We start from the raw sequence: 23,001 nt of genomic DNA, 5'->3' as shown, positions 1-23,001 counted from the left end.
TCTCAAAAAATAGATTGAAATGATCCTTGATCTAGTATTCTTTTGGTGGTACTACCTAATTGACTATACATTTTATCAAACAAAAAATTACCAATACTAATTCTTCGTACTCCTAATTTTTTCAAAGTATCAAAATCTGATAAATCAGGTACACACATTACATTGACAGGCAATTGAGTATACCTTACAATTTCCTTGATTTCTAGCTCTTTTTTAATACATGGAATAAAAATCCCATCGGCACCTGCTTTTTCATACAATTGTATTCGTTTTTTAGTTTCCTCAAGCACATTAGGATGTTCTAACAAAAAAGTATCTGTTCTTACATTTATAAAAATATCCAAATTTTCTTTTGATACTACATTCATTATTCTTTCCAACTTATTAGCAAATTCTTTTGCAGGTAACAATATTCTTTTATCATCAACAATACTATCCTCTATATTAATTCCCGAAACACCTAAATCAGCCATTTTTCTTATATGCTCCGTAATAATTATAGGGTTTCTGCTATAACCAGCCTCCAAATCTACAGATAAAGGTAAATTAGAATTTACTTTAATTCGTTCGACAAAATATCTTAATTCAGAAAATTCCATTTGTTCGCCATCTTCATATCCTAATAGAGCTGCAATGGCGGAGCTCGATGTTCCTATCGCCTGGAAACCTAGTTTTTCTGCCATTTTACTACTAGGAACATCCCATACATTTCCTAAAAGCAATGGTCTTTCTTGATTATGTAATTCTTTAAAATTCATCGTTTTTTGTTTGTAACAAAGTACCGATGACGATATTTATTCAGCAACCGAAAACTTGACAAGTATTTTTATTCTGAAAAATTTATTTTTTGGAAAACTTAAGAATCAAATCCAAATTAGATTCTAATTCATTTAATTGCCATTGTCTTGCTTTGACTTTTTTGGCTAGCAAAATAGCCTGACGACTTGCCTGTTCAGCTTCTTTTATTTTTTTTCTAGCGGTATATATTTTTGACAAACCATCATAAGCACGGAACGAGTTCGGGTGGCTTTCCAAACTCTTTTTAAAAGTTACTTCCGCTTCATTATATTTCTTATCTTCTAACTGATACCCTCCTAGTGTACTATAAAAAATATCTAATGAATTTGGGAAATGAATTTTTATCTCTGATTCCAAAATTGCTATATCTTCTTTTAAATTTTTACGATAATAATAATTCATCATATTACCAAAGTTATAAGCAGGTAGTGAAAACTTAGTATCAAAATCTGTATTTAATTTTTTAAAATGATTTATTAGATCTTTCGCAGATGAAAATGAGTAGAATTTATCTCTACTAACTTCCCAATCTTTAAATAATTGAATTAATGCCTCTTTCAATGCAATCATATGAACGGATCCGTGATTCTCATCCTTATAATATGTAAAGCTCCAATTAGTATCGTAAGGAAAGTATTTATCTAATACCCCTACAAAACCTCTCACACCCATACCCTGCGTATTGGCTAAAGACAAAAATAAGTTAGCACTTAACTCTTTTTGATTTTTAAAAACCGTATCTGCTGTTTTATTAAGTGTATAATCATTCCACCATAAAGAAGGATCAATCGCAATAAAACTATCAAATGCAGTCTGCTTTTCTAGATAATGGTTTACAACAAATAAACCTCCCATAGAATGTCCTACTAGTATATCATATGAAGATGTCCTGTATTTCTTATTCACTAAAGGTTTTAATTCTTGTTCCAAAAATGACATAAACTTATTTGCACTTCCGCCTTCTGAACCTTCTGCATTGGGGCGACAATATTCTCGATACTTTACACTTCCTTTATCAGAAATTGCAACCACAATCATCTCCGGTATTTTATCCGCTACACTAGATAGAAATTCTACCAATCCAGAATCATGATAAAAATTGTAATCTCCATCCATTAAATAGATAACTGGAAAGTTCCCTTGATCGCTATAAAAATAACTAGGTGGTAAATACACCTGGAAACTTCTTTTTTCCTGTAAAATACTCGAATTGAGAGAATGTCGTTCCACAGGAATTAACGCATTATCTGTAAACTGACCAAATGTATTAAACGTTATAACTAATAGTAGTAAGAGAGAGAAATGTTTCATAAAAATGATTTAAAAAGCAAGCAGAATAATCTTTACATTGCAAAATAAGAAACATCAATTGCGATACTATTAAAAATATGGTAATTTTAATTAAACCGGTTATCTGCAAAAACCTTAAACAACAAAATCTCGTATCGTAATATAATCATTCTATGGACTCTGTATATTCTAAAAACAACTTACAACCAGCTATTGTCCAAGCATATGTTTCAGACAACTCTCTTTTTCCTCGACTTTGTGCAAGCTCTCCTTCTATTCGGCATACACGTGTTATACGCTGTATAGCACCTTCCATTAAATTATACAATCGATCATCGGATTTAGTAATAACAGGAGATTGATTCGCTATTTCTAGTTTGTTTTTTATATCAGCAATTTCACTACTGATACCAATTTTCATTACCTGCATCATTGATACTAGACGTATCAATTCTGATAAAAATTCTCTTGGCATGCACAAATATCCTGATTGTGCAGGATTAGGAATTGCGTCCTTACTGCCTTCACTGATGATTTGTTTAACCATCAAAGAAAAAGTGGTTGACATTTTGATAGCTCTTTTAAAAACTGCTGGTTATTAGATTGTTATATAGTCTCAAAACTATATAAGTATATCCTAACAAAAAACGGGTAAAATCCCCCGTTTTTAAATCATGCAATAATAGGGAGTTTTCCCTTATTTTATAAAATAAAAGAGATAAAATAATTTTGAATTTTTATCCATTAAATTATCAAAAACTAATGACTATTTAACAATAGTTATAATCTAATTACAAAATTTACTAGATAATTTATAAAAGTGAATAGTACACATAAATAGTTATTATAAATAATAATTATTTACAGTAGTTAAAAATTTAGCCTGAATCTAATGGCTACAAATTTTCTGGATTTACCGCTAAGTTTTTAAATAGTTTTGCTTTGGTATCGAAATACTTATTTTGTAATTTATTCTGTTTCAATTGAGCATCAATTAATTTACTTTCTCTAGAATTGATCAAAAACAAAGAACTCTCTCCAAAACTAAATTTTCGTTCTTCAGCTCTTAATAATGTAGTATAGTCTGTTACAATATCCGCAATCAGTTTATTTTGAGTTTTAAAAGAATCTAGCTCATTATTGATTGCATTTACTTTATTTTCGATTTGCAATTGCACACTTGCTAACTCATATTGACTATCTTGGATTTTATACTTAGCCAATTTAACCGCACCACGTTCTTTTCGTAAAAATAATGGAAATTGAAATGCCACTCCTCCTTTATAATCTGCAGTATTAAATGAATTCGCAATTTCTGGCGAAGGAGTTAAAAAATTATATTCCAAATTAATTTTAGGCAGTAACTTATTTGCTTTTAATTTACGATCCACTTCTAGACCTTCTATTTTATAATTCAAAGATCTTAATTTAGGATGGTTCGCTAAATCCACTTCTGTAAATAAGGCTTGTTGTATCTGCAATGTCTGATCAATAACAACATCTACTTCATTATCCGGAATCACATTAGGTTGTATCTCTACGGGAATATTATTTCCGATCCATAAATAATTAGATAATTCCAAACTTGATTTCATCAATTTTACTTTAGCTTGTTCTAAACTTAATTGACGATTCTGTACTGTGATCTGTGCTTCTACAGTATCAATAATCGCTTTATCTCCGGCTAATGCACTTTTCTTTACTCCACCAAAACGGGCCCTCGCGTTAATCAAAAAGTTCTGATAGATTTCTTTTTCATTATATGCTTCTAACCAATTAAAATAAGCCAACGATGCATTATACAAAATTTCATTCACCAAAATATCTCTATCTACCTTGGTTTGTTCTCTAAATAATTTTGCTTTTTTAAGTGCAGCCATTCGATCATTAATTAACAATCCTTGTGCAATTGGAACCGATATACCAGCGCTATATAACCCTTCGTTGGGTACAGTTCTTTCTGGGTTTAAAAATATCCCTTCGTTCTGCTCAAAATTAGCCTTTAATTCTATCCCATACCAAGTAGGTACTTTAAACGTAGCGTTTAATAAATCATAGTATTCAAAACCTTTAAATTTTTTTCGATCATAATCTACTTCAATTTTAGGATCAAAACCTCCTCTAGATTTTAGTAGATTAGCTTCTCCTACACTTATATTTAACTCCGCTTGCTTTGCGATGGGATGGTGTTTTTTTACAAACCCTAAATACTCTCTAAAATTCAGTTTTATCGAGTCTTGTCCCTGCGCATAGATTGCTGTTGTCAAAAAAAGAAAACTGTACAACAAAAGTTTGTTCATAGATTATTTCTTTTTGGTAGTTGCTATTTTATCTTCGGGTTGATAATAATTAGGTGGAAAACCGTTCAGCTGTCTCCATAACTCGAACCAAATTGGCACATCTTCTAGTAATGCAATAGTATTAGCTCCTGATCCAACACGCACACCGTCTGGCCATCTGTGATCATTAGGATCTGGCGATATCAATACTCTGTATTTTCCGTTTGGACTAATAAACGTTTCTATAGCCACTACTTTTCCTCCATAGGTCCCGTATGATACATTAGGCCACCCACTAAAGATGATGGCCGGCCAACCATCAAACTGCACTCGTACCTCTTCACCAATGTGTACCAAAGGAAGATCAATGGGTCTTACAAAAGTTTCTACGGCCATATCATATTCTGATGGCATAATCCCTACTAATCGATCTCCTTCTTTAAACGTTTCTCCTATACCTGATTGTATCGCTTTATTGATATACCCATTTTGTGGTGCAGTGATAAAATACAATCCATTTCTTATCTCATAATTGGTATACTGATTTTCTAATTTAGTTACCTGCGCTTCTGCGTCAAATTGGCTTGACTGTGCAGTAAATCGATCACTCTGAGATTTAGATATTTTCTCCGCATATTCCGCTTTGATTCGATTCATTTCTATCTGCGCATTGATCACATTATTCTTACTAGCCAATAACTTATTTTCTTGCGAAATTAATTTCGCTTGAGTCTCTTGCAATTTTAACCGTTTCGTTTCTACATCTGTTAACGACTTCAGTCCTTCAGTTTCTAACTGCTCGGTTCGCTTAAATTGTCTTTCGGCTATTGCTATGTTTGTCTTTGCAGCTTCTAGATCAATACTATCACTTTTTACTTTTAAACCCGATTGTAATAGCTTATTTTGTGCTTGTTTTAGTTTTAAAACTCTTTCTCTAACTAATGCATCTGCTTGATTTCCTAAGGCTTTTACCTTTTCCTCATAAGAAGTAACAGCCATGGATTTTGCTTTTATCTGTTGTCCTGTTCTAGCAACAAGATTGGGATCAAAATATTCATTTTTAATCTCCGAAATTCGTAAAATTGTATCTCCTTTTTTTACGTAATCTCCCTCCTTTACATACCATTGCTCTATTCTACCGGGTATGGGTGATTGAATCGTTTGAGGTCGCTGATCCGGTGTTAGTGTAGTAACAAAGCCTTCTCCGGAAATGTTCTGTGTCCACGGAAAAAACAATACAATAAAAGTAAAAATTGTAAACCCTAACAAAAAGCGATTAAAATACTTGTAATGTGTTTTATCAAATACTTTTTCTGATGCTTTGTATCCTAAAAGATCTACCGTTTTATTCAGCTTATTATTTGAAATATTTAACATCTTTATTTATTTTTCAGTAACTATTTTACCATTATTCATGTTAATAATTCGTTTACAATGAGATGCCCACTTATTGTTTTCACTTACTACAATTAATGCCCAAGGATTGGAAGGGTCTACAAGAAAATCCATAATGGCACTAGCCTCTTCTTCGTGGAATTGATCTAGTGGATCCTTTAGCAACAATAATTTGGGTTTTGCTACAACACTACGAGCCAAAAGAATCTTCTTTGTAACCGTATACGGCAATTGTCTTCCTTCAGGATATAGCATGGTCGACAATCCTTTTTGCTGTTCCTTTACGAATTGTAGCAACCCTACTTTTTCTAGTGCCCAATACACCTGATCCATTGTTATACTTACATCTCCAAAAGTTATGTTTTCCAAAATCGTTCCTTCAAAAGGCGACTCTGCCGCAAGAGATTGTCCAAGATACCCTCTATAATAACTAAGATTCACTGCCTTTAAGGAAATATTATTTATATAAATACTGCCGCTATCCGGTTCTATCAAACCAGCGATCATTTGCAAGAGTGTTGATTTCCCAGAACCTATAGGACCTTGTATTAACACAGAACAGTTTTCGGTCACGGTTAAAGAAACATTATTTAAAATTCTCTTATCCTTTTCAGGTAATTTGTAAGAAATTTGATCTAATTCTACAGTAAACCCTTGATCTTCTTTAAAAGGTTTTTCTCCTACCTGAGGCTCTAACCCTTTATCAACAACCTGTCCTATTTTCTCTAAAGAAGTTAGTATATCGTATAACGATTCTAATCCAACAATTAACTTTTCTACAGAACTAATAATCAATAAAATGATAATTTCTGCTGCTACAAATTGACCAATATTCATTTGTTGCTTCAATACTAGAATACCTCCAATGATTAATAATCCTCCGGTAACCAACACCTTAAAACCTATCATTTGAACAAACTGCAACACTAAGATTCTAAAATGACTCTCTCTGTCTTCCAAATAATCCACAACCAAAGCATCATTTTTTTGTAATGCCAGACTCGTTCTACCGGATAATTTAAAACTCACAATTGATCTGGCAACTTCTTGTATCCAATGAGCCACTTTATATTTACTTTTCGATTCACGCAGGCTTGTTTCTAAACCTTTAACTGCAGTATATTTAAATACCACATAAATTAGGACAAGCAACAGAAGTCCGTAGATAATAAAGAATGGATGGTAAAACGATAGTAGCAAGAGTCCAAAAATGATTTGCACCAGCGCCGTAGGAAAATCCACTAATATCTTAGACAGCCCTTTTTGTATGGTTAAAGTATCAAAAAAACGATTGGCTAATTCTGGTGGATAGAAATTATGCAATTCACTCATTTTAATTTTCGGAAATCTATAGGTAAATTCAAAAGATGCTCTGGTAAAGATCTTTTGTTGTACATTTTCTATTATTCTAATTTGCATAAGCTGAAGAATTCCGACGAATAGCACCCCTACAGTCACAAGAATTACCAAGATTATCCAGGAAGTACTTACCTGGGCTCCTTGCAATAAATTGATAATCGCCTGTATTCCTAAGGGTAAAGATAAACTTACCAGTCCCGCAAAAACTGCATAATAAAATACTTGGAGGATATCTCTTTTATCAAGTTTTAAGAGTCCCATCAGCCGCTGCCAAGCAGTCAATATATTTTTAGACATTCTTGTGGTTATTTAAAGAATTAAATACTAAATCAATAAAATATTTGGTAGGTGTAACTTTCTCATCACAATCTGTTAGTGAAGAAAAATGATCTCTTAAAAAATGTTGATGTAATGCTCCCTCAGTAATAGTACTGGCCAAACTAGTAGGATATTGATATGTTTCATCCACTTGTATAATCATATCTTTAATCCTGTTTACCAGCCTTTTATAAATAGAAAAGTATCCATCTTTATTCTCGTTATCAACTTCTTTTGTCAGATATGACTTAGAATATTCATTAATGACAATCTTGTTTAATAAAACCTCATTGATGTGCGAGAAGGAAGAATCTTCTTTTGTAGTACGAGTTACAATTTCTATAGCTTTGGTTAATTTTTCTTTAGCATCAGAAATACTATTAGTAGTGAATACTAATTGATACTCTAGCCAACCCCAATACCAAGAAGTTAAATATAACAAGAGCTTATGCTTGTTTTCAAAATAGCGATATATAGAGCTTTCATTAGATCCTATCTTAACGCCTAATTTTTTAAAGGTAAAACTATCAAAACCGATTTCATCGATTAAAAGAATACTATATTCTACAATTTTCTTTCCTAAAGTAGAAGATTCCGGATCCTTTAAATATATATTATTGTTGATATTAACCTTTAAGTCTTGGAGTATATATTTCATAACTAAAACTATTTTGCTCAAAAGTAATAGTATTACTATTATAATTTAATACATTAACTATTATTTAACCAAAATTTATGTTTTAATGTTAAGTAAATAATGCTATATTTATTGTAGACGTCTCTCTCAATCAACTCAATACAATACACATGAAAAAACTATTATTTATTGCATTTATATCGGTACTATCGATAAATGCGCAAGAGCAAAACTTTATATCTCCTCATACTGTAAATATTGGGGATATTATGACTTTAGGAAAACCATCTGGAAAAACATATAAGCATATTCTATTTCCAAAAACTAATTTTATTATTAAAAAAGGGGGAACCACAAACTATAAGAAATTAAGTGGTTTAAGAGTAATTATTACTAACAAAGAAACCAAAGAAGGAAAAACGACTATATCTATTAAAAGAAATGATCAAAAACAATTTCTGAACAGTATTCGGATAGTAAAAGTAAATCTTGAAGCTGCTTTAAAAGCAAAAGAAATTTTTTAGAAAATAGGAAAAATGGATATATTATGAATTGATAATTACATTATCATTTACTAGCAATTTCCAGAAGTTTATCTCTAATATCCTTATCATCTAAATACTGCAACAAAACTTGCTTAAAATAATCCTTCTTACCATATGTTACCGCGGATTCTTGAACGATATGATCTTCTTTTAGCATATTTCCTTCTCCAGTAACAAGCCAAGTAGGATTAATTTCTGTATACAATTGTATAATTTTTTCTATAAAGTCACCTCCGATATTACTATTTGCAGACTGTAGCCTATGTAAATAACCTGCACTTGCCCCTATAGAAAGGCTAAAACTCCTAAGGCTGATACCCAAATGAGCAGCAAATACAATAACTCTATCTAAAATTTTATCTTTTTTATCCAAAATATTGATTGTTATTTGCGTATATCTAATATTTTATATAATATTGTATACCAAAACGATAACATTACATTCACAAAGATACTTATACCTATAACATTAGCCAACTTATTTATGATAACACCTGAAGAACGTACTGCGATCTTAAAGGTCATTGGAAGCAAGCACGTAAAAAAAATACAAGCTTATCTAAACCAAAACAAGATTTATAGTTCCCCAAAAAAACCATATTCAAAAACAAGTATATCCTATATTCTTTCTGGAGAAAGAGAAAATGAAATTGTAGAGAACGCAATCTTTGCCTATGCACATCAAAAAATGATAGAGAAAGAAAAACAACAAGAATTAAGAGATTTAATTGTTTCGAAACAAAAATTATAACCCAAAACCAGAGTACTTGTCCAGATACCTTGTAATTTTGTATTTACACTTATGTGCACAAATCAAGGTATTTTGGACAAGGATAATTTAAGAGATATACAGAATAGAGAAGATATCGAGCAAATTTTATGGGCTTTTTACAAAAAAGCATTAAAGGACTCTAACATTGGTATGTTCTTCACGGAAATAGCAAAAATTAACTTAGAAGCCCACATGCCTCATATTTCAGATTTCTGGGAACAACAATTGTTTTACACTGGAAATTACAAAAAAAATGTACTACAAATCCATAAAGACTTACATCTAAAAAAGGCAATGGAGAAAATTCATTTTGATACTTGGCTAACATTATTTAAAACAATTATAGACGCCAATTTTATGGGAGAAAAAGCCGAACTCATGAAAACACGAGCTCTGTCAATTGCTACAGTAATTCAGCTAAAAACATAATGATATCTAGAATTCGTATACCATAGGCATCGTAAATTTTATTATGCAAGCATAACAAATAGCCAATTAATATCTATCTTCTATATACACAAGCTAAAAAAAGAAAGATGGGTATTAAAATAACAGGTTCAGGAAGCTATATTCCTACAGAGATCATACAAAATGAAGATTTTGAAAATCATCAGTTCTTTAATTCAGATGGCGTACAAATCAACAACTCTAATACTGTTATTATTGATAAATTTCGAAAAATTACAGGTATTGAAGAGCGTAGATACGCTTCTTCAACATTAAACACTTCGGATATTGCTTTTCTTGCAGCAAAAAAAGCTATTAAAGATGCTGATATAGACAAAGAAACTTTAGACTATATTATTGTTGCTCATAACTTTGGAGATGTTGATAAAAATTCATCTCAGGCAGATACTGTTCCAAGTTTAGCAGCTAGGGTAAAACACCTTCTAAAAATAGAAAACCCATATTGTGTAGCCTATGATGTTTTATTTGGATGTCCAGGTTGGATAGAAGGTGTAATACAAGCAGTTTCCTTTATGAAAAGTGGTATGGCTAAAAAATGTTTGGTTATTGGAGCCGAGACATTGTCCCGTGTTATTGATGAATATGATAGAGATTCTATGATTTATTCTGACGGATCTGGTGCAACTATATTAGAAATCACCGAAAATACTGGTGGAATATTATCTTCGATTAGTGCTTCACATACTTTTGAAGAATCTAATTTCTTATTTTTTGGAGATACCTACAACACTACCTCAAATGACCAAACTAAATACATCAAAATGTATGGTCGTAAGATTTATGAGTTTGCTTTGACTCACGTGCCTATGGCAATGAAAAAATGTTTAGATAAAACAGATATTAACATCTCTACAGTAAAAAAAATCCTTATTCATCAGGCTAATGAAAAAATGGATGAGGCTATTATAAAACGGTTTTATGAACTTTATGAACAAGAAGTCCCTGGCAACATTATGCCAATGAGTATACAAAAACTTGGAAACAGCAGTGTAGCTACTATTCCAACATTATATGATTTGATTCTAAAAGGTAAAATCTCTGATCATTCTTTTCATTCTGGTGATATTCTATTATTTGCTAGTGTAGGTGCCGGTATGAATATCAATGCATTTCTTTATCAGTTCTAATCGCCAATAGAAAATTCTACAGGAGGAACACATAGTAATCTATGTAATTGTCTATTTTTACAACTTATTAGTCAGATAGTAATTATTCCCAGATGTACGAAGGAACTTTTCCTCATAAGAGATATAAAGAAACGTTAGAATTCTTAAGAGAGCACATCACTGCTCCAGCAACCATATTAGATCTTGGTGTCCATAACCCTTTTGTAGACTTTATGGAAAAGGAAGGTTACTCGGTAACGAATACATCCGGAGAAGATCTTGACCTACAAACTGATGCTGTAAAATTAAGTGAATACGAGGTTGTTACGGCTTTCGAAATTTTTGAACATCTGATTGCACCATTCAATGTTTTACGTGATATAAAAGCAACAAAATTAGTAACTTCTGTCCCATTAAAACTATGGTTCTCCCCAGCTTATAAAAGCAAGACTGACCCTTGGGATCGTCATTATCACGAGTTTGAAGATTGGCAATTCGATTGGTTATTAGAAAAAGCTGGATGGGAAATAAAAGCAACAAAAAAATGGACGCATCCAATTAGTAAAATTGGATTTAGGCCCTTACTTCGATACTTTACTCCTAGATACTATATTGTATATGCAGAGAGAAAATAGTTTACATCAATCACCGCCCTTTTGAACATTTATATTGTCATACCAGCTCATAATGAAGAACTATTGATTGCTAAAACTCTAGAATCTTTAGTGTCTCAGACATTTCTTCCAAAAAAAATAGTGGTAGTTAATGATAATTCCACCGATAATACAGAGGCTGTAGTTCTCGATTTTATAAACAAACACGAATACATTTCATTAGTTAATACCAGTTCTTCTAAGGATCATATGCCAGGAAGTAAAGTTATTAATGCGTTTTATAAAGGGTATGCTTCGTTAAATGATCAATATGATGTGATTTGTAAGTTTGATGCAGATCTTATTTTTCCAAAAAATTATCTAGCGACTCTAGTGAAAAATTTCCAGGAAAATCAAAAAATCGGAATGTTTGGTGGCTTCTGTTATATCCAAAAAGACAACAACTGGATTTTGGAAAATCTAACTAATAAAGATCATATCCGTGGAGCACTAAAAGCATACAAAAAGTCCTGTTTTCAAGACATTGGGGGATTAAAACCTGCGATGGGTTGGGACACAATAGACGAGCTATTAGCGCAATATCATAACTGGAAAATCAAAACAGACGAATCACTAAAAGTAAAGCACTTGAAACCAACAGGGAACACATACAACCTCAAAGCTAAATACAAGCAAGGAGAAGCTTTCTATGCAATGCGATACGGTCTAGTCATTACATTAATTGCATCTTTAAAGCTTGCTATCCTAAAAAAACAACCTAAATTATTACTTGACTATTTAATAGGTTTTTTTAAAGCTAAAAAATCAAAACAACCTTATTTAGTTTCTAAACCTGAAGGTGATTTTATCCGCAAACTAAGATGGGGAAAAATCCTCCAAAAGTTATTTTAATCCTAAAAAAACACTCGCTCTATATATTCTAAGTAATGCTTTTTATAAATTAAGTCATTAATAATTTAAAAATAAGAATATGTTACACAAAAATTTCAGTCTAAAAGGAGTTGAAATTTTAAAAAAAAGAGCAACAAAAGAAACTTAAAGGAGGATATCAATGTTATCATTGGACCTGTCTACACCGGGGTCAACTTGTTCTAGCGCCCGCCTGTGAATGCGAATCATAAACGAATTATTATAAAAGCTACAGTCCCTAAAAGACTGTAGCTTTTTAATTCATCCTTAATTTACTTTTATGGGATGCTATATACTTGGTTATTATAAAAAATAGACCTAAATTGGTCCCACACACAACTTATGGGTATTCACTTCTATTGAAGCATTAAACGATTTAGTAGTTTAATGGGAAATGTTTAATACAAATATTTCAAAAGAAACTAATGAAGAAAAGTAGGCTCTTTAGCTACCTAATAGCTACGCTATTTACTGTAAGTTCTTGCTCAGAAGCAAGTAAAACAAAACAATCTGATAACAACGACCTTGTTACCAATACTCAAGAATTTCATGATGCTATTAGCAATGCAAAACCTGGAGATGAAATTATACTGGGTAATGGGATATGGCAAGATGCTCAATTAGTAATTGATGCTATAGGAACAGAAGAAAAACCAATTACAATAAAAGCTGAAGAAAAGGGAAAAGTCATTTTTTCTGGTAATACTTCTCTAAAAATTGGAGGTCAACACGTAATTATAAAAGGATTCGTATTTACCAATGGTTTTACCGAAGAAAACGCATTAATCATTTTCAAAACTGACGACGGAAAACTAGCTGAAAACTGCAGACTTACGGAAATTGCTATTGATCACTTTAATCCAAGTAATAGATTTGATAAATCAGAATGGATTCATTTACACGGAAAAAACAATCGAGTAGATCACAATTACTTTGGAGGAAAGCTTAATGCAGGTGTAACATTAGTAGTAAGATTAAACAACAAAAATAGTCTAGAAAACAATCATAGGATTGACCATAATCATTTTGGTTATAGACCAAACCTTGGATCTAATGGTGGAGAAACATTAAGAGTAGGAGTTTCTACATATTCTCTAAGCCCATCAAGAACTTTGATAGAAAACAACTACTTTGAGCAATGTGATGGTGAAGTAGAAATTGTATCATTAAAATCGAGCGACAACATCGTTCGCAACAATATTTTTTATGAGTCCGCTGGAGTTCTAGCTTTAAGACACGGAAATAGAAACTTAATAGAAAACAATTTTTTTATCGGAAACAACAAACCAGGAACTGGTGGTGTCAGGGTCATCAATGAAGGACATACCATAAAAAATAATCATTTTCAGGAATTAAAAGGAAAACGTTTTTTTGGAGCTCTTCCTGTAATGAACGGAGTTCCTAATTCGCTTATTAACAGATATCACAGAGCTGAAAACACTGATATTACGGGAAATATGTTTTTAAAATGTGATCACATTCAATTTGGCGTTGGCGCAGATAATGAGCGAACAGATCCTCCTCAGAATATACGATTCACAAAAAATATATTTTATCATCCTCAAAGAAAACAAGTTTTTGAAGCAATTTCGGATTATAGTACCTTCTCATTTTCTGAAAATGAAGTGGTTTCCGCTAATTCAAAATTTAACCATAATGGGTTCGAAACAACAAATATTTCCTTTATAAAAGATCCGAAGGATGGTTTATTAAAGAATGAAAATTATCAACCTAAACTTCCATTTATTAAAAGTGAAGTAGGACCAAATTGGTATACTCCTCAGCAAAAATATTTTGAAATCACAAATAAGAACTCGAATGCGACACAAGTATCCGGGAATGAAAATGACGCGTTATTCAATACCATAAAGAGTGCAGTTTCTGGTGATACTATTTTATTAAAACCAGGGACATATACTTTTACTAAACCTTTGATTATAAATAAACCATTAACACTTACCACATCTGAAAACGGTAAGCCAGTCATATTTAAATATGATCAAAATGAATCACAAAAGCCGTTAGTAGTTATAGAGAATGGAGGAAGCCTTTCTATTCAAGGGGTTCAATTCGATGGTGCTTCAGAAAATGGAATTGCACAATCTGCTATAGCTACCTCATCGAAACCAATGATAGCGCATTATAAGTTAAAAGTTATGTCTTGCGAATTTAAAAATTTTGATGCCAGTCGTAAAACAGCTTTTAGAGCTTATAAAAATACATACGCTGATACCATTGTTTTCAAAAACTCAACCTTTCATAATATTTCTGGAAATGCTATCAGTCTCGATGGAGAAAATGAAAACAGAGGACGTTACAATGCAGAATATATAAAAATAGATAATTGTCATTTTAGTAAAGTCATGGGGAATGCAATTGCTCTTTTAAGAATGGGGAATGATGAAAGTACTACTGGACCTTACTTAGAACTAAAAAACTCTACTTTTATAGATGTAAATAATAAAGATTTAGGAAGTGTGGTTTTATTATGGGGTGTTCAAAAACTAAATGTTGACAATTTATTATTTATCAATTCCGGAAAAGGAGGGCGCGCATTAAAATATGAAGATCCAGGATGGGCAATTAGCACAATAGATGATATTAGCTTGATCAATTCGGGACGAATCGAAACCTTTGGAGAACGCACTGGTAAAAACATTCAGATTATAAATACTCTAAACCCAACTAAATATCCCGCTAAATATAGTGGCTACAAGCCCGTAAAATAAATGTAGATTTTGTTAAAAATATTCAAAAATAGACAGACTTGTCTGTTTTTGAATATTTTTTTTATATGTTTGTCATATGAAACACTCTAAGACAAGAGCTCATATCGTACAAACCGCCTCTACTCTATTTTATCATAAGGGTTATAATCTAACAGGAATCAATGAGATTATTAAAGAAGCAGGAATAGCAAAAGCAACACTATACAATCATTTTCCTTCTAAAGAAGATATTTGTATTGCTTACCTACAATTTAAGAATGACACTTTTACTAAAGATATTAGAGAGTATGTATATAAAGTGCCTAAAGGTAAAAAACGGATATACGCTTTGTTTAATTTTCTAAAATTATTCTTTGATCAAAAAGACTTTAATGGATGTTGGTGTTTAAATACATACGCCGAAATGCCTAAAGAAAATGAAACGGTACGATTAGAGATTCAACAGCAAAAGCAGGATTTCATAAATTTCATTAAGGAATTAGTTATAGAAAATTATAATCAAAATTCTGACAACGAAAATAAAATGTTAGCAAGAAAAATTTACCTATTATATGAAGGAGCAATTTCTGAAAGCAAATTACACCAGAATACTTGGCCCATTGAGGCTTCGTTATCTCTTTGCGAAAAGATTCTAGAATAAAAAAATTTATCTTAACAAAGACAGACTTGTCTGTCTATTTTTAATTAATTAAACATAAAAATAATGACACAATTTAAAAACAAAACAGCCTTAGTTATCGGAGGAACCAGCGGAATTGGTAAAGCAACAGTAACATCTTTAATTAATGAAGGTGCCACAGTTCACGTTGTAGGAAGAAATACATCTAAAATTGAAGATGGCGAAAACATTATTAAACATCAAGTTGACATCACTGATAAAAATAGTGTAGATCAACTGCGTAATACAATTGCTAACTTAGATAGTTTAGATTATTTAGTAAACGCATCAGGGATTTTTGGTCCAAAACCTTTTCTTGATCATACTCTAGAAGATTATGACTCATATCAAGATCTAAATAGAGGTTTCTTTTTTATTACGCAATCTGCAGCTAAGAAAATGAAAGAAAACAATACTGGTGCGATTGTTAATGTTGGTTCTATGTGGGCTAAACAAGCCGTAAAAGCGACTCCTTCTTCTGCATATTCTATGCAAAAAGCAGGATTACATTCGCTAACACAACATTTAGCTATGGAATTAGCAGATCATGGTATCAGAGTAAACGCTGTATCACCTGCTGTGGTTGAAACTCCAGTATATGATGGTGTTTTCGGTGGTGCTGACGAAGCAAAAAAAGCACTTGTTGGATTTAATAATTTTCATCCAATAGGAAGAAATGGAACTGCTCAAGATGTAGCTAATAGCATTACTTTTTTATTATCTGATCAAGCATCGTGGGTAACCGGAGCTATTTGGGATACTGATGGAGGTGTAATCGCAGGAAGAAATTAACATAAAAAGTTTGATTATGTATGATATGAATCACCTAAAAAAGTTAGGCACACTTGGCAAAAATGCTTCTGAAACTATGAAAGCTTTTCAAGCTTTTGACAGTATTGCTTTGCAAGAAGGAGTTATTCCTGTAAAGTATAAAGAATTAATGGCTGTCGCCGTTGCACTAACAACTCAATGCCCATATTGCTTAGAAATTCATAAAAAAAATGCGGTAAAAGCAGGTGCTACACAAGAGGAATTAGCGGAAGCTACATTTGTATCTGCTGCTCTTAGAGCAGGAGCTGCTGTTGTGCATGGCACCCATTTAATGAATGATTGAGTTTTCTTAACTTAACAAAATAAAACTCCTTTTATTAGGAGTTTTACTTTTTACATTTACTAAGTATATGAAATCAGAAGTACTTATTATTGGAGCTGGTCTAACCGGTTTACTACTAGCTTACAGATTAAAAAAAGATGGGAAATCTGTAAAGATTATTGAAGCTAGAAACAGGGTTGGCGGAAGAATCCATACCCTTAAATCCGCAAAAGAAACCCCAATCGAAATGGGAGCAACTTGGTTAAGTTTACAACATCAAGAATTGTTAAGGTTATTAAAAGAATTAGAGCTTCCTGTTTTTGAACAATATATGCAAGGAATAGCACTTTTTGAACCATTATCAACTGCTCCTCCACAACAAATTCAATTACCAACAAACCAACAACCAAGCTATCGAATACAACATGGAACTATCGCTATTATACATAAACTTGTTGACCTTCTGGATCAAAAAGAATTGATTCTAAATGAAAAAATAGAACACGTTAATTACACAAACAATAGTTTTAAAGTTACATCTTCCAATAATATATATTATACGGATAAAGTTGTTTCTACTATTCCTCCTTCACTTTTAGTAAACTCTATACAATTCTATCCCGCATTATCAAATAAGGTTATTGAAATTGCCAATAAAACCCACACATGGATGGGAGATTCTATTAAATTTGGTGTATCCTATGAAACTCCTTTTTGGAAAAATAGTAATTACTCAGGAACCGTTTTTAGCAATGTCGGTCCCTTAACTGAATTATACGATCACTCTAATGCAGAAAACACTCATTTTTCCCTTAAAGGTTTTTTACAAAATGGTATGGCCGCGTATACTAAGGATGAAAGAAAATCAAAAGTGATTCATCAACTCCATAAATTATTTGGAGAGGACGCATTAGAATATTTATCCTATGAGGAATTAGTCTGGAAACGAGAACCCTTTACTTCTTTACCTTCTAATGATTTTATATTCCCACATCAAAATAATGGTCATAAAATATATCAACAAGGATACTACGACGACAAGTTCTTTATAGGAGGTACAGAAACATCCCCTATGCATGGAGGATATATGGAAGGTGCTATACTTAGCGCACAATCCATATATCAAAAATTATCAGATAAATGATTACTCTAAAACAAAAGACAACACATCACCAGTAGCTCCATTAGGAAATGTAATCCCTAATAATGCAGAAATAGTTGGAGCAATATCTGGAATTGTTGTCTTAGTAGTGGTGCTACCTTGTTTAATTCCTTTACCCATAAATAATAACGGAGCATGTGTGTCATAATTTAAACCACTACCGTGCGTAGATCCAGTACGAGAATACGCTATAGTGGCAGGATCTAAAACATATACCAAATCACCACTTCTTTTTTGGTTATATCCTTTTTGAATAAGTGCACCAATTCCTTCTGTAAAGGTTCCCATTTGTAATTGTTCTCTAGTAAAAACCTTATCTATTTGATCATATTGTAATATATGATGTGCTATAGCTTTCTGTAATTCTTGTGGGTTTATCTTATTTTTTTCCAGTACATCATACGCAAAAAACACTTGATCATTAGCTACTTTTTCGATTAGTCCGTTAACTTTAAAAGTTCGTTTTGCAAAATCCATTACACTAACAGTGAGCTCTACCATATCAAAATAACCTGAAGGTATTTTTACTTTTTTCAGATACGACGGCACTTGAACAGCTCCATGATCTGCAGTTAAAAAAACTGTATAATTACCTTTCCCAACCTTAGTATCTAATACTCCAAAAAAGCGTTCAAGATCCTTATCTAATCTTAAATAGGTATCCTCGATTTCTTTTGAATTAACTCCGAAATTATGACCAACATAATCTGTACTAGAAAAACTCACAGTAAGAACATCTGTAATATCATCCGCTCCTAATGACTCCCCATCTATGGAAGCTATTGCGAAATCGGCTGTTAAACTATTCCCATATGCAGATCCCTTAATAATATCATACCCTGCATTTTGATCTTTTAATGCAGCTAAATCATAAGGAAAAGTCGCCTTTTCTTTTCCTTTAAAACCACGTTCGAAATTGTTCTCATCAGCTCCACTCTCTCCATAAGTAGTAATATCATATAAAGTATTCCACTCCTTAAAATAAGAAGCTGCTTTATCAGATTCATTAAATTTTTGCACCCAATCCGGTAATTCATTTCTATAATACGTACTAGTAATCCAATTACCTTCATCTTTTCCTCTAAACCAATAAGCTCCATTAGCTGCATGGCCAGCAGGCAATATTGCTCCTCTATCCTTTATCGCAATACCAATACTCTTTCCTTTTAATTGCGTATGCAATCTGTTTTGATCGGCAAAAGTTGTTGTTTTCATACGTCGAGGAGACATTCTTTCTAATTCACTATCAGAACCAACAGCACGTACTAAAGAATCACTAGCACAATACACCATATCTTTCCCAAACTTATCATACCAATTATTAGAAATAATTCCATGATTTTGAGGTGTTGTCCCTGTAAATACCGAAGCATGTCCAGGCCCTGTATATGTTGGTATATAATTAAAATGATTGTTTTTACAATTAAAACCTTCATTAATCATTCTTTTAAACCCTCCTTGACCAAAACGATCATAAAATCTAGTCAAATAATCATACCTCATCTGATCCACTACTATCCCTACAACTAATTTTGGTCGGACAGAAATTGTTTCTTCAGAGTTTATCTTTATTGATGATGAATCTTTGGTTGCACACTGAGTAACTGTTATTATTAAAATAATTGCTAAAAATATCTTCTTTATCATTATCTGTTTACATTTTAAAAGGCTAAAATACCTTTTATGCAAATGTAAAACTTTAATAGAAGGTTAAATGCTGTCCCTATTTTTTTTTCTATTTTAGCCCTTCTAATGTAGAACATATGTTTTATCTCGACGATATTGGTCGCTATTTTTTAATGCTGAAAAAAGTTTTTAGTCGAATGACTAAAGGCTCTGTGCTTAGAAGCCTGATATTTAAAGAAATAGATGATCTTATTATTGGTTCTTTAGGAATTACCGTATTTCTTGCTTTCTTTATTGGAGCTGTAATCGCTATTCAAACAGCTTTGAATCTAACAAATCCATTAATTCCTAAACAATTAATTGGGTTTGCCTCTAGACAATCTATGATTCTCGAATTTGCTCCCACTTTCCTTTCTGTTATTATGGCTGGAAAAGTAGGATCCTTTATTACATCTAGTATCGGAACGATGAGAGTTACTGAACAAATTGATGCCTTGGAAGTAATGGGAATAAATTCATTAAATTATCTTGTATTTCCTAAAATCATAGCGATGTTAATGTATCCATTTGTAATAGCGATTGCAATGTTCGTAGGTGTATTTGGAGCTTATATTGCTGGGGTTTATGGAGGATTTGTTTCAGGCTCAGAATTTTTAACAGGTTTGCGAGAAGAATTCATACCGTATCACTTAACATATGCGTTTATTAAAACCTTCATCTTTGCCTTTCTATTGGCAACAATTCCATCTTTTCATGGATATTACATGACCGGCGGTGCCTTAGGAGTTGGTAAAGCAAGTACCTCTGCCTTTGTATGGACAACAGTGGTTATAGTAACTTCTAATTATATATTAACTCAATTATTGTTAAGCTAATGATAGAAGTAAAAGATATACATAAAGGTTTTAATGGCGAACAAATTCTTAAGGGAATCACAACTACATTTGAACGCGGTAAAACAAATTTAATCATTGGAACAAGTGGTAGTGGTAAGACAGTTTTTCTTAAATGCATGCTGGGTTTATTTACTCCAGAGGAAGGCTCTATTTGTTATGACGGAGCTACCTACTCAGATCTTTCTACAGAAGAACAACGTGACTTAAGAGAACAAATGGGCATGGTATTTCAGGGAAGTGCATTATTCGATTCTATGACTGTAGAAGAAAATGTAATGTTTCCTCTAATGATGTTTACAAAACAGAAGAAAGAAGAAATGCTGGTACGAGTAAATGAAGTATTAGCTCGTGTTAATCTAGAAAATTCTAACAATAAACTTCCTTCAGAAATAAGTGGTGGAATGCAAAAACGTGTAGCCATAGCAAGAGCAATTGTAACTAGGCCTAAATATCTTTTTTGTGATGAACCTAACTCTGGATTAGATCCAAGAACGGCCATAGTAATTGACAATTTGATTAAAGAAATTACTGAAGAATATGATATTACAACTATCATCAATACCCATGATATGAATTCTGTTATGGAAATTGGTGAAAAAATCGTTTTCTTAAAATTTGGTAATCTAGAATGGGAAGGAGATAAAACACAAATTTTTAAAACTGATAATGAAGCAGTAACCGAATTTGTCTATTCCTCTAACTTATTTAAAAAAGTACGTGATGCGCAGCTCAAAGGGTTGTAAAAAGTTACTTACTACGAATCTTATAAATTTTAAGATATTTTTCTATTTGTCATTAAAACATTTTCTGGAATCATATTTTCCATCTTAGCAAACGCTAAACTTAAATCACTGTCTTTAATAAAATCCAAAAACTAACAGAATTACTTTACTAACAACGTATCAGCTTTTAGTTCTCCAGTTATCCACTCTCTTAAATCTTTATTTCTAACCTCGTTAAGACTGTCAGACACCTGAAATTTCCATTGCGGAAAAATTACTTTTACCGTATCCACTTTTAAGAAATTAGATTGTAAAACTTCGCCATATCCCAGTTGTAACAAATCCGGAAAGCGAATTTTAGCATCTTTAGCAATATTGTTATATGGTAATATATCTGCAGGAATAACTTTCTGGGCTTCGGCTAACTGAGTTTCCAATAGTGCCAATCGAATTTTTAGGTCTTCAACTTTATCTAGCAATTCTTCGTTCTCAGTTTCTAGTCGATTTAACTCTACAATATATCGATCATTTGCCTTAGAAATTTGATCTATTCCTCTAGCTTTATTACCTCTAATTATTAGCTGAAAATCACTTATATTTTCATACTTGAGAATTTCGTTTTCGAGATCACTTTTAGTTGCTTCGGTTATCTCACCATCAAAGAAAAGTTTAATTGTCTTCTTATCATAATCAGGTATTGGTTTTCTTAGATATAGATCTGGATTTTCATCAATTTCTTCTGCTATAAAACGATCATAATCTCCTTCCATCTTGCTTTGATTTAACGTAATAACAAAAGTATAGATAGCCGGTATCATGACTAACACTGCCGTAAAAGAAACTAATCTAGCAATCAATTTACGTTTTGCAGAATTCGCATATCGAAGCATTGGAAACCTTAATAGCTTTAGAACAATAAATGTTGCCAAAGCGATAAAAATAGTATTAATAGTAAATAAAAACATCGCTCCCAAAGCATATTCATACTTACCAATAGCCAGTCCAAAACCAACAGTACATAACGGTGGCATTAAAGCTGTAGCAATTGCCACACCAAATATCACACTAGCAATAGTTCCTTTTTTTGTTCTAGCAATAATTAATGCTAACCCTCCAAAAAAGGCAATCAATACATCTCTTATATCAGGTTTAGTTCTAGCTAATAATTCTGAAGATTCAACTTTTAATGGAAATAAAAAGAAAAACAACCAGGCCGTAAGAATACTAAGAACCACCATAACGGTGAAATTAACCAAAGACTTTCTTAAAGTGTCTATATCATTGACAGCAATAGACATTCCTATTCCTAAAATAGGCCCCATTAACGGTGATATTAACATCGCTCCTATTACTACGGGAATTGAATTTGCATTTAAACCAATAGAAGCAATAAATATAGAACATATCAAAATCCAAGCAGTAGCTCCTTTAAAAGGTATATCTGCTTTTATCAATTCTATGGTACTCTCTCTATCAGTATCATGACGAAAATCTAACAATTCCTTCAAAAAAGTAGAACCACTACGAAATAATCCTTTGGCATCTTTTTTTACCGCTTGCTTTTGTTCTTCTACCTTTTCATCTTGAGACTTCCCTTGAGGATTTTGCGTATTTTCTTCCATCAA

23 protein-coding genes are annotated in these 23,001 nt (G+C 32.2%); 13 read left to right on the top strand and 10 right to left on the bottom strand.

What is annotated here, in order from left to right:
- Positions 1-2: 2 nt before the first annotated feature.
- From NMK29_RS01750 to NMK29_RS01720, 7 genes are all read right to left on the bottom strand, one after another.
- On the bottom strand, positions 3-758 hold the full coding sequence (locus NMK29_RS01750) for an isocitrate lyase/phosphoenolpyruvate mutase family protein (protein ID WP_108802915.1): 756 nt from the start codon (positions 756-758) through the stop codon (positions 3-5).
- 82 nt (positions 759-840) lie between these two features.
- Positions 841-2,109, bottom strand: coding sequence for an alpha/beta hydrolase-fold protein (locus tag NMK29_RS01745; protein WP_108802914.1), 1,269 nt, complete (start codon positions 2,107-2,109; stop codon positions 841-843).
- Positions 2,110-2,254: 145 nt separating this feature from the next.
- Positions 2,255-2,656, bottom strand: a complete 402-nt coding sequence (locus tag NMK29_RS01740; protein ID WP_108802913.1) for a hypothetical protein — start codon at positions 2,654-2,656, stop codon at positions 2,255-2,257.
- Positions 2,657-2,984: 328 nt separating this feature from the next.
- Positions 2,985-4,388, bottom strand: a complete 1,404-nt coding sequence (locus NMK29_RS01735) for a TolC family protein (RefSeq protein WP_108802912.1) — start codon at positions 4,386-4,388, stop codon at positions 2,985-2,987.
- 3 nt (positions 4,389-4,391) lie between these two features.
- Complete coding sequence (locus tag NMK29_RS01730; protein WP_108802911.1) at positions 4,392-5,744, bottom strand: HlyD family secretion protein; 1,353 nt, start codon at positions 5,742-5,744, stop codon at positions 4,392-4,394.
- A gap of 6 nt (positions 5,745-5,750) precedes the next feature.
- Complete coding sequence (locus tag NMK29_RS01725; protein ID WP_108802910.1) at positions 5,751-7,418, bottom strand: peptidase domain-containing ABC transporter; 1,668 nt, start codon at positions 7,416-7,418, stop codon at positions 5,751-5,753.
- Positions 7,411-8,097 carry a TetR/AcrR family transcriptional regulator gene (locus NMK29_RS01720; protein ID WP_108802909.1) on the bottom strand — a complete coding sequence of 229 codons (687 nt, stop codon included), beginning with the start codon at positions 8,095-8,097 and terminating at the stop codon, positions 7,411-7,413. Before NMK29_RS01720 ends, NMK29_RS01725 begins: the two co-directional genes overlap by 8 nt.
- Positions 8,098-8,246: 149 nt before the next feature.
- Between NMK29_RS01720 and NMK29_RS01715 the strand changes: the two genes are divergently transcribed.
- Complete coding sequence (locus NMK29_RS01715) at positions 8,247-8,600, top strand: hypothetical protein (RefSeq protein WP_108802908.1); 354 nt, start codon at positions 8,247-8,249, stop codon at positions 8,598-8,600.
- A 43-nt stretch (positions 8,601-8,643) separates the two neighbouring features.
- Here NMK29_RS01715 and NMK29_RS01710 read toward each other — a convergent pair whose 3' ends face one another.
- Positions 8,644-8,994, bottom strand: coding sequence for a hypothetical protein (locus NMK29_RS01710; protein ID WP_108802907.1), 351 nt, complete (start codon positions 8,992-8,994; stop codon positions 8,644-8,646).
- A gap of 111 nt (positions 8,995-9,105) precedes the next feature.
- Here NMK29_RS01710 and NMK29_RS01705 point away from each other — a divergent pair, with 111 nt between their 5' ends.
- From NMK29_RS01705 to NMK29_RS01660, 10 genes are all read left to right on the top strand, one after another.
- Entirely contained in the window at positions 9,106-9,372 is a 267-nt protein-coding gene (locus tag NMK29_RS01705) for a hypothetical protein (RefSeq protein ID WP_108802906.1), read from the top strand.
- A 72-nt stretch (positions 9,373-9,444) separates the two neighbouring features.
- Positions 9,445-9,822 (top strand): group III truncated hemoglobin, encoded by a 378-nt coding sequence (locus tag NMK29_RS01700; RefSeq protein ID WP_234424241.1) that lies wholly within the window; start codon positions 9,445-9,447, stop codon positions 9,820-9,822.
- Positions 9,823-9,929: 107 nt separating this feature from the next.
- Entirely contained in the window at positions 9,930-10,988 is a 1,059-nt protein-coding gene (locus tag NMK29_RS01695) for a 3-oxoacyl-ACP synthase III family protein (RefSeq protein WP_108802904.1), read from the top strand.
- Between the two features lie 92 nt (positions 10,989-11,080).
- Positions 11,081-11,602, top strand: a complete 522-nt coding sequence (locus NMK29_RS01690; RefSeq protein ID WP_108802903.1) for a methyltransferase — start codon at positions 11,081-11,083, stop codon at positions 11,600-11,602.
- A 21-nt stretch (positions 11,603-11,623) separates the two neighbouring features.
- Positions 11,624-12,472, top strand: a complete 849-nt coding sequence (locus NMK29_RS01685) for a glycosyltransferase family 2 protein (protein ID WP_108802902.1) — start codon at positions 11,624-11,626, stop codon at positions 12,470-12,472.
- Between the two features lie 443 nt (positions 12,473-12,915).
- Complete coding sequence (locus NMK29_RS01680) at positions 12,916-15,219, top strand: chondroitinase-B domain-containing protein (RefSeq protein ID WP_108802901.1); 2,304 nt, start codon at positions 12,916-12,918, stop codon at positions 15,217-15,219.
- Between the two features lie 76 nt (positions 15,220-15,295).
- Positions 15,296-15,859, top strand: a complete 564-nt coding sequence (locus tag NMK29_RS01675) for a TetR/AcrR family transcriptional regulator (protein WP_108802900.1) — start codon at positions 15,296-15,298, stop codon at positions 15,857-15,859.
- Positions 15,860-15,922: 63 nt separating this feature from the next.
- The gene (locus tag NMK29_RS01670) at positions 15,923-16,669 is read left to right on the top strand and encodes an SDR family NAD(P)-dependent oxidoreductase (protein ID WP_108802899.1); all 747 of its coding nucleotides are present in this window, start codon (positions 15,923-15,925) and stop codon (positions 16,667-16,669) included.
- Positions 16,670-16,685: 16 nt separating this feature from the next.
- The gene (locus NMK29_RS01665; protein WP_108802898.1) at positions 16,686-16,991 is read left to right on the top strand and encodes a carboxymuconolactone decarboxylase family protein; all 306 of its coding nucleotides are present in this window, start codon (positions 16,686-16,688) and stop codon (positions 16,989-16,991) included.
- 67 nt (positions 16,992-17,058) lie between these two features.
- Entirely contained in the window at positions 17,059-18,114 is a 1,056-nt protein-coding gene (locus NMK29_RS01660) for an FAD-dependent oxidoreductase (protein WP_108802897.1), read from the top strand.
- Here the strand turns inward: NMK29_RS01660 and pafA are convergent, their stop codons facing one another.
- Complete coding sequence (gene pafA / locus NMK29_RS01655; RefSeq protein ID WP_035084950.1) at positions 18,115-19,779, bottom strand: alkaline phosphatase PafA; 1,665 nt, start codon at positions 19,777-19,779, stop codon at positions 18,115-18,117.
- Positions 19,780-19,895: 116 nt separating this feature from the next.
- On the opposite strand from pafA, the gene NMK29_RS01650 reads away from it, so the two are divergent.
- Both NMK29_RS01650 and NMK29_RS01645 read left to right on the top strand, forming a co-directional pair.
- On the top strand, positions 19,896-20,633 hold the full coding sequence (locus NMK29_RS01650; RefSeq protein ID WP_027392640.1) for an ABC transporter permease: 738 nt from the start codon (positions 19,896-19,898) through the stop codon (positions 20,631-20,633).
- Positions 20,633-21,397 (top strand): ABC transporter ATP-binding protein, encoded by a 765-nt coding sequence (locus NMK29_RS01645; RefSeq protein ID WP_027392641.1) that lies wholly within the window; start codon positions 20,633-20,635, stop codon positions 21,395-21,397. Before NMK29_RS01650 ends, NMK29_RS01645 begins: the two co-directional genes overlap by 1 nt.
- A 140-nt stretch (positions 21,398-21,537) precedes the next feature.
- On the opposite strand, the gene NMK29_RS01640 is transcribed toward NMK29_RS01645, so the two are convergent.
- Positions 21,538-22,998 (bottom strand): DUF389 domain-containing protein, encoded by a 1,461-nt coding sequence (locus NMK29_RS01640; RefSeq protein WP_108802896.1) that lies wholly within the window; start codon positions 22,996-22,998, stop codon positions 21,538-21,540.
- Positions 22,999-23,001 lie beyond the last annotated feature (3 nt).

The organism is Aquimarina sp. Aq107 (genome assembly GCF_943733665.1).
Lineage (GTDB): Bacteria > Bacteroidota > Bacteroidia > Flavobacteriales > Flavobacteriaceae > Aquimarina.
The sequence above is the reverse complement of the archived record's forward strand: the minus strand, read 5'-3'. Positions and strand labels throughout refer to the sequence as shown.

Coding starts and splice junctions, on each gene's coding strand:
- NMK29_RS01645 (WP_027392641.1), top strand. CDS start 20,633: ATGATAGAAGTAAAAGATATACATAAAGGTTTTAATGGCGAACAAATT.
- pafA (WP_035084950.1), bottom strand. CDS start 19,779: ATGATAAAGAAGATATTTTTAGCAATTATTTTAATAATAACAGTTACT.
- NMK29_RS01650 (WP_027392640.1), top strand. CDS start 19,896: ATGTTTTATCTCGACGATATTGGTCGCTATTTTTTAATGCTGAAAAAA.
- NMK29_RS01695 (WP_108802904.1), top strand. CDS start 9,930: ATGGGTATTAAAATAACAGGTTCAGGAAGCTATATTCCTACAGAGATC.
- NMK29_RS01680 (WP_108802901.1), top strand. CDS start 12,916: ATGAAGAAAAGTAGGCTCTTTAGCTACCTAATAGCTACGCTATTTACT.
- NMK29_RS01735 (WP_108802912.1), bottom strand. CDS start 4,388: ATGAACAAACTTTTGTTGTACAGTTTTCTTTTTTTGACAACAGCAATC.
- NMK29_RS01745 (WP_108802914.1), bottom strand. CDS start 2,109: ATGAAACATTTCTCTCTCTTACTACTATTAGTTATAACGTTTAATACA.
- NMK29_RS01715 (WP_108802908.1), top strand. CDS start 8,247: ATGAAAAAACTATTATTTATTGCATTTATATCGGTACTATCGATAAAT.
- NMK29_RS01660 (WP_108802897.1), top strand. CDS start 17,059: ATGAAATCAGAAGTACTTATTATTGGAGCTGGTCTAACCGGTTTACTA.
- NMK29_RS01675 (WP_108802900.1), top strand. CDS start 15,296: ATGAAACACTCTAAGACAAGAGCTCATATCGTACAAACCGCCTCTACT.
- NMK29_RS01750 (WP_108802915.1), bottom strand. CDS start 758: ATGAATTTTAAAGAATTACATAATCAAGAAAGACCATTGCTTTTAGGA.
- NMK29_RS01730 (WP_108802911.1), bottom strand. CDS start 5,744: ATGTTAAATATTTCAAATAATAAGCTGAATAAAACGGTAGATCTTTTA.
- NMK29_RS01640 (WP_108802896.1), bottom strand. CDS start 22,998: ATGGAAGAAAATACGCAAAATCCTCAAGGGAAGTCTCAAGATGAAAAG.
- NMK29_RS01740 (WP_108802913.1), bottom strand. CDS start 2,656: ATGTCAACCACTTTTTCTTTGATGGTTAAACAAATCATCAGTGAAGGC.
- NMK29_RS01670 (WP_108802899.1), top strand. CDS start 15,923: ATGACACAATTTAAAAACAAAACAGCCTTAGTTATCGGAGGAACCAGC.
- NMK29_RS01705 (WP_108802906.1), top strand. CDS start 9,106: ATGATAACACCTGAAGAACGTACTGCGATCTTAAAGGTCATTGGAAGC.
- NMK29_RS01725 (WP_108802910.1), bottom strand. CDS start 7,418: ATGTCTAAAAATATATTGACTGCTTGGCAGCGGCTGATGGGACTCTTA.
- NMK29_RS01665 (WP_108802898.1), top strand. CDS start 16,686: ATGTATGATATGAATCACCTAAAAAAGTTAGGCACACTTGGCAAAAAT.
- NMK29_RS01690 (WP_108802903.1), top strand. CDS start 11,081: ATGTACGAAGGAACTTTTCCTCATAAGAGATATAAAGAAACGTTAGAA.
- NMK29_RS01720 (WP_108802909.1), bottom strand. CDS start 8,097: ATGAAATATATACTCCAAGACTTAAAGGTTAATATCAACAATAATATA.